Raw genomic sequence first — 3,034 nt, forward strand, 5'->3', positions numbered from 1 at the left:
CCGAGATCGCCGCGCCCATCGTCAAGGAAATCCGCGAACGCCTTGGCTTCCTTGTCAATGTCGGGCTGGACTATCTGACGCTGAGCCGGGCGGCGGGCACGCTCTCGGGCGGGGAAAGCCAGCGGATCCGGCTGGCGTCGCAGATCGGTTCGGGGCTGACCGGGGTGCTTTACGTGCTGGACGAACCCAGCATCGGGCTGCACCAGCGCGACAACGACCGGCTGCTGCAAACGCTGATGAACCTGCGCGATCAGGGCAATTCGGTGCTGGTGGTCGAACATGACGAGGACGCGATCCGCCACGCCGATTACGTTTTCGACATCGGGCCGGGGGCAGGGGTGCATGGCGGGCAGGTGATCGCCCACGGGACGCCCGACCAGATCGCCGCCAATGCCGACAGCGTGACCGGGCAATATCTGTCCGGCCAGCGCGAAATCGCTGTGCCCGCCACGCGCCGCAAGGGCAACGGCAAGAAGGTCACCGTCGTCGGCGCGACCGGCAACAACCTGAAAAACGTCACCGCCGAGTTCCCGCTTGGCAAGTTCGTCTGCGTCACCGGCGTTTCGGGCGGCGGCAAATCGACGCTGACCATCGAGACGCTGTTCAAGACCGCCAGCCTGCGCCTGAACGGCGCGCGCCAGACCCCCGCGCCATGCGAGACGATCAAGGGGCTGGAACTCTTGGACAAGGTGATCGACATCGACCAGCGCCCCATCGGACGGACGCCGCGTTCGAACCCCGCGACCTATACCGGCGCCTTCACCCCGATCCGCGACTGGTTCGCGGGCCTACCCGAGGCCAAGGCGCGCGGCTACAAGCCGGGGCGTTTCAGCTTCAACGTCAAGGGCGGGCGATGCGAGGCCTGTCAGGGCGACGGCGTCATCAAGATCGAGATGCACTTTCTGCCCGACGTCTATGTCACCTGCGAAACCTGCGGCGGCAAACGCTACAACCGCGAGACGCTGGAGGTCCAGTTCAAGGGCAAATCCATCGCCGACGTGCTGGACATGACGGTCGAGGATGCGCAGGATTTCTTCAAGGCCGTGCCCTCGATCCGCGACAAGATGGATGCGCTGGTCGAGGTGGGGCTGGGCTATATCAAAGTCGGCCAGCAGGCGACGACCCTTTCGGGCGGTGAGGCGCAGCGGGTCAAGCTGGCCAAGGAACTCAGCCGCCGGGCGACGGGGCGCACCTTGTATATCCTGGACGAACCCACGACGGGGCTGCATTTCGAGGATGTGCGCAAGCTGCTGGAGGTGCTGCATTCGCTGGTCGATCAGGGCAATACGGTGGTGGTGATCGAACATAACCTGGATGTCATCAAGACCGCCGACTGGCTGATCGACATCGGTCCCGAAGGCGGCGACGGCGGCGGGCGCATCGTTGCGACCGGCACGCCCGAGGACGTCGCGCAGGTGGCCGACAGCCACACCGGGCGCTATCTCGGCCCGCTCTTGTCGCGGGGCAAGGGCAAGGCGCAACCTGCGGCTGCCGAATGAATACGGTCGGCTGGCAAAAGCTGGAAGGCGGGATCATCGCCCTTGCGGGGCTGGTGATCGCCCTGCTGGTCTCGCCCGGCTGGGCGTGGTGGGTCTGGATCCTGCTGCTGCTGGCGCCGGACCTGTCGATGGCGGGCTACCTGGCGGGGTCGCGGATCGGGGCGCAGGCCTATAACCTGATCCACCTTTACGCGCTGCCCTTTCTGCTGATGGTGCTGGGCGTCGCGGCGGGCGCGCCCGCGCTGATCGCGGCAGGCGGGCTGTGGCTGGCCCATGTCGGGGCGGACCGCGCGCTTGGATTCGGGCTGAAAGAGGCGGCGGGCTTCGCCCATACCCATCTGGGCCGGATCGGGCGAGGCGGCTGAGTCCCTGCCGCAACCCCGAGGGATTCTGTCACGCATTTTCCCCGCCGCCCCGCCAGGAATGACGTCGCGCGCGCCGGGTTGCGCCGGTCCGCCCCCAAGCGGCCAGGGTAGCGCAAACAGGCCGGGAATCGCTGGGAAATCGCGCAAATCCGGTGCGGTTGCCGCAAAGGCGCAGGCGTGTTTCGAAATGCGCCCGGCCCGTTGACCACGGCGGCGCACAGGGATAAACCGGCCAAAGCCAAACCCATCGCGGGGCCGCCACTCGGGTCCCTGCGCGCGAGAGGGAGCCTGACTCCGTGGATTACCTGCTTAACGAATACCTGCCGATCCTGATTTTCATCGGAATGGCGTCGGCGCTGGCGATCGTGCTGATTCTGGCGGCGGCGGTGGTTGCCGTCCGCAACCCCGACCCGGAAAAGGTCAGCGCCTACGAATGCGGCTTCAACGCCTTTGACGATGCGCGCGGCAAGTTCGACGTGCGCTTTTACCTGGTGTCGATCCTGTTCATCATCTTCGACTTGGAGGTGGCGTTCCTCTTTCCCTGGGCGGTCAGCTTCGGCGGGCTGTCCGAGGTCGGCTTCTGGTCGATGATCGTGTTCCTTGGCGTGCTGACCGTGGGCTTTGCCTATGAATGGAAGAAGGGGGCGCTGGAATGGGCGTGATGACCGGGGCGAATACGGCTGGCGCGGATCGCGAGGTCGCGACGGCCGAGTTGAACCGAGAGCTTCAGGACAAGGGCTTCCTGCTGACCACGACCGAGGACATCATCGCATGGGCGCGCAACGGCTCGCTGCACTGGATGACCTTCGGCCTGGCCTGCTGCGCGGTCGAGATGATGCAGACCTCGATGCCGCGCTACGACCTGGAACGGTTCGGCACCGCGCCGCGCGCATCCCCGCGCCAGTCGGACCTGATGATCGTCGCGGGCACGCTGACCAACAAGATGGCCCCGGCGCTGCGCAAGGTCTATGACCAGATGCCCGAGCCGCGCTATGTCATCAGCATGGGAAGCTGTGCCAATGGCGGCGGCTATTACCACTATTCCTATTCCGTGGTGCGCGGCTGCGACCGCATCGTGCCGGTGGACATCTATGTGCCCGGCTGCCCGCCGACCGCCGAGGCGCTGCTTTACGGCATCCTGCAACTTCAGCGCCGCATCCGGCGCACCGG

Annotated in this window: 4 protein-coding genes; all 4 read left to right on the forward strand. The window is 66.1% G+C overall.

Going from position 1 to position 3,034, the window contains the following annotated elements:
- On the forward strand, positions 1-1,499 hold a 1,499-nt coding region (gene uvrA, locus Q0O97_RS17430; RefSeq protein WP_294932442.1), incomplete at its 5' end, for an excinuclease ABC subunit UvrA.
- On the forward strand, positions 1,496-1,864 hold the full coding sequence (locus tag Q0O97_RS17435; RefSeq protein WP_294932445.1) for a DUF4260 domain-containing protein: 369 nt from the start codon (positions 1,496-1,498) through the stop codon (positions 1,862-1,864). The genes uvrA and Q0O97_RS17435, both read left to right, overlap by 4 nt.
- Before the next feature lie 296 nt (positions 1,865-2,160).
- The gene (locus Q0O97_RS17440) at positions 2,161-2,526 is read left to right on the forward strand and encodes an NADH-quinone oxidoreductase subunit A (protein WP_294932448.1); all 366 of its coding nucleotides are present in this window, start codon (positions 2,161-2,163) and stop codon (positions 2,524-2,526) included.
- Positions 2,526-3,034: NADH-quinone oxidoreductase subunit B (locus Q0O97_RS17445; protein WP_294932451.1), on the forward strand; the 509-nt coding region annotated here is incomplete at its 3' end. The genes Q0O97_RS17440 and Q0O97_RS17445, both read left to right, overlap by 1 nt.

Origin of the sequence: uncultured Paracoccus sp. (assembly GCF_945915435.1) — a bacterium.
Lineage (GTDB): Bacteria > Pseudomonadota > Alphaproteobacteria > Rhodobacterales > Rhodobacteraceae > Paracoccus.

Excerpts from the sequence above, each read along its gene's own strand:
- Q0O97_RS17435 (WP_294932445.1), top strand. The coding sequence starts at position 1,496 with ATGAATACGGTCGGCTGGCAAAAGCTGGAAGGCGGGATCATCGCCCTT.